The 6454-nt window shown below is 50.7% G+C and carries 6 protein-coding genes and 1 tRNA gene; 1 reads left to right on the top strand and 6 read right to left on the bottom strand.

The features are described 5' to 3' along the window. Positions 1-104 precede the first annotated feature (104 nt). The 6 genes from rpmA to OCV81_RS17345 form a co-directional block, all read right to left on the bottom strand. A complete protein-coding gene (gene rpmA, locus OCV81_RS17370; RefSeq protein ID WP_007562978.1) occupies positions 105-368 on the bottom strand; it encodes a 50S ribosomal protein L27 in 264 nt (87 codons plus the stop codon). A 21-nt stretch (positions 369-389) separates the two neighbouring features. After that, a complete protein-coding gene (gene rplU, locus OCV81_RS17365) occupies positions 390-707 on the bottom strand; it encodes a 50S ribosomal protein L21 (protein WP_072541873.1) in 318 nt (105 codons plus the stop codon). Between the two features lie 156 nt (positions 708-863). Beyond that, a complete protein-coding gene (locus tag OCV81_RS17360; protein WP_148331096.1) occupies positions 864-1502 on the bottom strand; it encodes an HAD family hydrolase in 639 nt (212 codons plus the stop codon). A 7-nt stretch (positions 1503-1509) separates the two neighbouring features. After that, positions 1510-2013 carry a methylated-DNA--[protein]-cysteine S-methyltransferase gene (locus OCV81_RS17355; RefSeq protein WP_148331095.1) on the bottom strand — a complete coding sequence of 168 codons (504 nt, stop codon included), beginning with the start codon at positions 2011-2013 and terminating at the stop codon, positions 1510-1512. A gap of 198 nt (positions 2014-2211) precedes the next feature. After that, the gene (locus OCV81_RS17350) at positions 2212-3420 is read right to left on the bottom strand and encodes an L-serine ammonia-lyase (protein WP_148331094.1); all 1209 of its coding nucleotides are present in this window, start codon (positions 3418-3420) and stop codon (positions 2212-2214) included. An 81-nt stretch (positions 3421-3501) separates the two neighbouring features. Continuing rightward, entirely contained in the window at positions 3502-6012 is a 2511-nt protein-coding gene (locus OCV81_RS17345; RefSeq protein WP_148331093.1) for an endonuclease MutS2, read from the bottom strand. Positions 6013-6158: 146 nt separating this feature from the next. On the opposite strand from OCV81_RS17345, the gene OCV81_RS17340 reads away from it, so the two are divergent. After that, positions 6159-6243, top strand: a tRNA-Ser gene (locus tag OCV81_RS17340). Positions 6244-6454 lie beyond the last annotated feature (211 nt).

Here is a 6454-nt window from a genome sequence, read left to right as displayed (position 1 = left end):
TTTTTTTGAGGAAAATCCAAACGACTTCAATCTGATATGAAACGACAGAGGCCATCTCAATTCATTTTGAGACGGCCTCTTTTTACAATTTCGTTTTCAGTAGATTATGCTTCAGCGCAAGGAATTACAGAAACATAGCTTCTGTCTTCGCGACCTTTCTTGAAACATACAGTACCGTCTACCAATGCGTAAAGAGTGTGGTCACTACCCATACCTACGTTTTCACCCGGGTTGTGAACTGTTCCTCTTTGACGAACAATGATGTTACCAGCTTTGCAAGCTGAACCACCGAATATCTTTACGCCTAATCTCTTACTAGCTGACTCACGGCCGTTCTTAGAACTACCTACACCTTTCTTATGTGCCATTTTCTTCTACGTTTTAAATGATTAAGCAATAACTTGTTTGATTGTCAATTCAGTAAACTGCTGGCGATGACCGTTCAGTTTTCTGTAACCTTTTCTTCTCTTTTTGTGGAATACCAATACTTTGTCACCTTTTACCAAGTGAGAAGCTACTTCGCAAACCACTTTTGCACCGTCTACAGTAGGAGCACCTACAGTTACAGTACCGTTGTTGTCAACCAACAAGACTTTGTCAAATTCAACAGTTGCACCGTTTTCAGCGTTCTGGATGTGCTGAACAAACAGTTTCTTGCCTTCTTCTGCTTTGAACTGCTGACCGTTAATTTCTACGATTACGTACATTTTAAATAAATATTAAACGGGTTTCCTCCGCAAGGTGAACCGTTCTCTCCGGCTACTTTTTTACCTCCACGGACTAAAATCGGCTGCAAATTTACGGCTTTAAATTTACATAACCAACTATTTATCTGAAAAAAAACGATCGATGGGCTCGTTTTTTTATTTGAGCGGAGTCAGGTCGGGCAGGATGGCTATATGCGGATAGGCTGCCAGTTCCTCGCGGGTGGTCATGCCGTGCAAGACACCGGAAAAATTGACTCCGGCATTTTGGGCAGTTTCTGCATCCACCGTGCTGTCGCCCAGATAGAGTACTTGTTCTTTGGGGCATTGCAGGCGGGAGATGGCTAGTAACAATCCTTCGGGAGAGGGTTTGGCCTCCTTCACATCTTCACCTCCTATGATAATGTCAATGAATCCTTCCGGGAATTTCTTCCCCAGCAGTTCCATGATGCGGTAGCGGTATTTGGTAGAGATGATACCGATGCGGGCACCGCGTGCTTTCAGTGCATGCAGCACCTCTTCCGTCTCGGGGAAAAGCCGGGTGTTGACCGTCATGTGCAGGTCGGCTTCTTTCACGTATTCTTTCCGATAGGTTTCCAGGGTATCGGCATCCGTCACTCCGCTCAGGATGGAAAAGGAGTCAACCAGCGTTTTTCCGATGGTACGTTTGATGGCGTGGTCGTCCACCTGATGAAATCCGTGACGTTCGAGCACGTTACGGTAGCACATCACGATGCCGCGGGAAGAGTCGGCCAGGGTATAGTCAAAATCGAATAAATAAACTGTGTATGGTTTCATGTAGTTACTATATATAATAAGGTGTATGTTCAATCTGCAGCAAGGCAAGTTTACGTTCTGTTCCTCCAGCGTATCCGGTCAGGCTGCCGTTGGTGCCCACCACTCGATGGCAGGGGATAAGGATACTGATGGGGTTGTGTCCGATGGCGTTTCCTACTGCCTGGGCAGCCATGTGAGGACGTCCGAGTCTGCGGGCGGTTTCTACGGCGATTTCTTTGTAAGTTCGGGTTTCTCCGTAGGGGATGCTACACAGGATGTTCCACACTGTTTGCTGAAAAGGGGTACCATCAAGATGAAGCGGGGGAAGGAAGCCGGGCTTCTTTCCGGAAAAATAGAGGTCGAGCCACTGTCGGGTCCGACACAGGACGGGAGTCTCCTCTTCTTCAGTTTCTTCCTGAAGGGTACTGCCGAAATACTTCTGTCCGTCAAACCAGAGTCCGCAGAGCCTGTCGTTCGTGGCCGCAAGTGTGATACCTCCAAGAGGGGAATTATAATGGCTGATGAAGGTCATGTAAAATGTTTTTTGTGAGGGTAGAATGTAGACAAAAGATGACTTTTGAAGACTTGCAAAAAACGTTTAGACGTTTCATTTAAAACGCTTAGACGTTTCATTTAAAACGCTTAGACGTTTTACTTTAAACGCTTAGGCGTTTAGGATGAAACGCAAAGGCGTTTTCATTGAAACGTCCTTGCGTTTTTTCAGGTCCTTTTAATCCATGGGTTGATAGTTCTTGGCGAGGCCTCCTTCGCTGGTTTCCTTGTACAAGGAAGGGAGGTCGTGCCCTGTCTGTTTCATGACTTCGACTACCTTGTCGAATGACACCCGATGGTGTCCGTCGGTAAAGGCCGAATAGATGTTGGCATCGAGGGCGCGGGCGGCCGCATACGCGTTGCGTTCGATACAAGGAATCTGTACCAGTCCGCATACTGGGTCGCAGGTCATGCCCAGGTGATGTTCCAGTCCCATTTCTGCTGCATATTCAATTTGTGCCGGGCTGCCGCCAAACAGCTGGCTGGCAGCGGCTGAAGCCATGGAGCAGGCTACTCCCACTTCGGCCTGGCATCCGGCTTCGGCACCGGAAATGGAGGCGTTGTGTTTCACGATGTTGCCTACCAGACCGGCAGTGGCCAGTGCACGGAGGATACGTGCGTCACTGAATTCACGGCTTTTCTGCAAGTGGTACAGAACTGCCGGAACCACTCCGCAGGCACCGCAGGTGGGTGCCGTCACGATTTTTCCTCCCGAAGCGTTCTCTTCGCTGACGGCCAGGGCGTAGGCAAAGACCAGTCCCCGGGAGCGGAGAGAATCTTTGTATCCTTTCGACCGGATGTAATAAGAAGAGGCTTTACGGCGCAGGTTCAGCGGACCGGGCAGTACCCCTTCGGCATCCAGTCCCCGGTGGATGGCTGCCTTCATGGTCTCCCATACCTCTGCCAGAAAATCCCAGATTTCCTTGCCTTCGCACTGTTCCACGTATTCCCAGTAACTTCTGCCCGTGTGTTCACACCAGTAGAGTATCTGGCTCATGGTGTTCATGCTGTAAATGTCGTTGGTAGCCGTGCGGTCGTGTCCTTCTTCTGCCAGTGCGCCTCCTCCCACGCTGAACACCGTCCATTCGTCCAGTTTCTTCTTTTGGGCGTCGAATGCCTTGAAGGTCATTCCGTTGGGGTGGAACGGAAAGAATACATGAGGCTTCCAGATGATTTCCACGGGAGCGTGAGGCTGCAGGGTATCCAGAATGGCCACGTCGGTCATGTGTCCGCGTCCGGTGGCGGCCAGGCTTCCGTACAGCGTGACTTCAAAAGAGGCGGCCTGCGGATTCCGTGCGAGGAATTGTTCGGCTGCCTTGCGGGGGCCCATGGTGTGACTGCTGGACGGGCCCGTTCCGATGCGATATAGTTCTCTGATTGATTTCATCTCAAAATAGGTGTGAGTTTTCTGCAAAGATACGCAATAATCGTATATGCTTGTCGTATCTGTTTGTAAAATCCCTTCGGGTTATTTTAAATCGACCACGGTGATGCCGGCCCCTCCGAACTGTACGTGCTCGTCCTGAAAATGAGCAACCCCCGGTACGGTGGCCAGGTACTGGCGGATGAGGGTACGCAGGATACCGCTTCCGGTACCGTGCAGGATACGTACACGGCTGACTCCCACCAGGATGGCGTCGTCGATGAAATAAGTGACGGCCTGGATGGCTTCATCCCCTCTCATTCCTCTGACGTCGAGATCCTGCTTGAAGTTCAGTTTCTTTTCGTACATTCGGTCTTGCGTTTCGCTGCTCACGAAAGTTGTCTTGTTGGAAAGGGGAGCGACTTTCGGGGCATCGGTCCGTTCCAACCGTTCGGTTTTCACGTTGGTTTTCATCAGACCGAACATGACTACGGCATTCTTTCCGTTGACGTCCATCACCTGTCCCACACTGGTCTGTCCCTTGATGCGGACATAGTCGCCGGCTTCTATTGGGTGGACTTTAGGTACAGGCTGAGGCTCGGAGGCTTTCTGCTGCTGTCGGGCCTTCTTGTCTTTTTTCCGTTCCTGCTTTTCACGGAGCTGCTCCATCTTGCGGGCGATTTTTTCTTCCATGGCCGCTTTGTCGAGTTTCTCTACCTGCTCCTTAAAGTCCGTCAGTTCCTGGCGGGCAGTACGGGTACGTTCTTTCTCGGCCTGTGCTTCCTTGATGGTGCGGATGGTGTTTTCAATCTTGGCGTTCGATTCCTGAAGCAGGCGTTCGGCTTCTTCCTTGGCTTTTTTCAGGATTTCTTTTCGGCTGCGTTCCAGCTCGGCTATTTCCTGTTCGTAGCGGGCAATGGTGTCTTCCATCTGTTTTTCCCGCTTGCGGATGTTCTGGCGTTTGGTTTCCCAATAACGCTTGTCGCGCACGATGTCTTGCAGGTACTTGTCACTCTGGATGTATTCGCTTCCCACAATTTCCGAGGCATCGGCGATGACTTCTTCCGGGAGCCCGATTTTCCGGGCGATTTCCACGGCGAATGAGCTTCCGGGATTCCCAATCTGCAACTGGAAGAGGGCGCGCATTTCGTGGCGGTCGTAGAGCATGGCTCCGTTCACCACGCCTTCATGGTCTTCGGCAAAATGTTTCAGGTTCTGGTAGTGGGTGGTGATGACTCCAAAGGTACCTTTCAGGTTGAAACGCTTCAAGACGGCTTCGGCAATGGCCCCGCCAATCTGCGGTTCCGTTCCTCCTCCGAACTCATCAATCAGGATGAGGCTCTGGCTGTTGCACGATTTCAGCATCACCTTCATGTTGGTCAGGTGGGAAGAGTAGGTACTCAGGTCGTCTTCAATACTCTGTTCATCGCCGATGTCAATGAAGATGTGGCTGAAGATGCCGGCATGGCTTCGCTCGTGCATGGACACCAGCATGCCGCACTGAAGCATGTATTGCAGCAGTCCGACGGTTTTCAGGCAGACGGACTTACCTCCGGCGTTCGGACCGGAAATCAGCAGGATGCGTTTCTCGCGGGTGAGGATAATGTCCAAGGGAACCACTTTCTTGCCGTGCTTGGCCAGCGACATTTGCAGCAGGGGATGTACCGCCTGGAACCAGTCGACAATCTGCTGGTTCTCGAACGAGGGTTTCAGGCCTTTTATCTCGATGCCGAACAGTGCCTTGGCACGGATAAAGTCAATCTCGGCCAGGAATTCGTAGGATTGCAGGATGGCGGGTATCTGCGGACGGACCGTTGCCGAGAAATCGGTCAGGATACGGATAATCTCCCGCCGTTCTTCTCCCTCCAGTTCCCGGATGCGGTTGTTGGCTTCCACCACTTCCGCCGGTTCGATGAACACCGTCTTTCCAGTGGCCGACTCGTCGTGTACGATACCTTTGATTTTCCGTTTCATGCCCGGAGCTACCGGAATGACCAGGCGGCCGTCGCGCATGGTGGGGGTTACATCTTTGTCGACGTATCCTTCCAATTGGGCCGCCCGTAGGATGCTGTTCAGGCTGCGCGAGATACTTCCGGTGGTAGCTGAAAGTTCCCGTCGGATGCGCAACAGTTCTGTGGAGGCATTGTCCTTTATTTTTCCGAACTTGTCGAGAATGCTGTCAATGCGCGCAATCAGTTGTGGAAAGGTCAGGATATCTCCTGCCAGTTCATGTAGTGCCGGATAAGGGGAGGTGGCTGTATCGTCTTCCTCGTCTTCATCAGTCTGCTGGAGAAAGCGTACGATGTCGCGGATGGTTTCCAGCGAGCGGCGCAGGTCGAAGAGTTCCTGCTCGTCCATGTACATACCTTCCACCCGGATACGTTTCAGCGAGGGGCGGACATCGAAGAAGTACTGTGCGGGAAAATCTTCCTCTTCCTGGGTAATCCGTACAAACTCTACCACCTGTTCCAGTCGGCGGTTGATTTCCTGGTAGTCGTCCGAGAAAGCCATTTCGTCTACACGTTCTTCTCCCAATGTGCTTAAACAGCGTGCTTTCAGCAACTGTCGGATTTGGTCGAATCCAATCTTTTGTTCGAAATTATGAGGATATATCATGATTCGTCTGTTTCGTTTTTCTTGGCTGCAAAGGTACGACAATGAAAAAAAATAATCAAAAAAGGCGGTAAATATTTGCGGATTCCAAAATAATGCCTACCTTTGCATCGCCTTTGAAAAACAAGGCAACTCTCAAATAGAGTTTTGGAGAGGTGGCAGAGTGGTCGATTGCGGCGGTCTTGAAAACCGTTGTACTGCGAGGTACCCGGGGTTCGAATCCCTGTCTCTCCGCTGAAACCTAAGACATTAGGTAGTCAAATTAAGACAAGTCCCGTAAAATCAACGTTTTACGGGACTTTTTCTATTTATCCGGTGGACAACCGAAAGGGGATTGAAAAAGAATATCGGCTCAACGTAAAAATCTGAGGGATTCGTTGATTAAGCATAAATTTTAGCCAGTCTGAACAAAAAGAAGGCCTTGTCCTTTACTCCCCTGAACTGC

Source organism: Phocaeicola fibrisolvens, assembly GCF_025567125.1.
GTDB lineage: Bacteria > Bacteroidota > Bacteroidia > Bacteroidales > Bacteroidaceae > Phocaeicola > Phocaeicola fibrisolvens.
The sequence above is the reverse complement of the archived record's forward strand: the minus strand, read 5'-3'. Positions and strand labels throughout refer to the sequence as shown.

Bases quoted from the DNA above. Each gene is read 5' to 3' on its own strand.
- OCV81_RS17350 (WP_148331094.1), bottom strand. From the start codon at position 3,420: ATGAAATCAATCAGAGAACTATATCGCATCGGAACGGGCCCGTCCAGC.
- OCV81_RS17345 (WP_148331093.1), bottom strand. From the start codon at position 6,012: ATGATATATCCTCATAATTTCGAACAAAAGATTGGATTCGACCAAATC.
- rpmA (WP_007562978.1), bottom strand. From the start codon at position 368: ATGGCACATAAGAAAGGTGTAGGTAGTTCTAAGAACGGCCGTGAGTCA.
- rplU (WP_072541873.1), bottom strand. From the start codon at position 707: ATGTACGTAATCGTAGAAATTAACGGTCAGCAGTTCAAAGCAGAAGAA.
- OCV81_RS17360 (WP_148331096.1), bottom strand. From the start codon at position 1,502: ATGAAACCATACACAGTTTATTTATTCGATTTTGACTATACCCTGGCC.
- OCV81_RS17355 (WP_148331095.1), bottom strand. From the start codon at position 2,013: ATGACCTTCATCAGCCATTATAATTCCCCTCTTGGAGGTATCACACTT.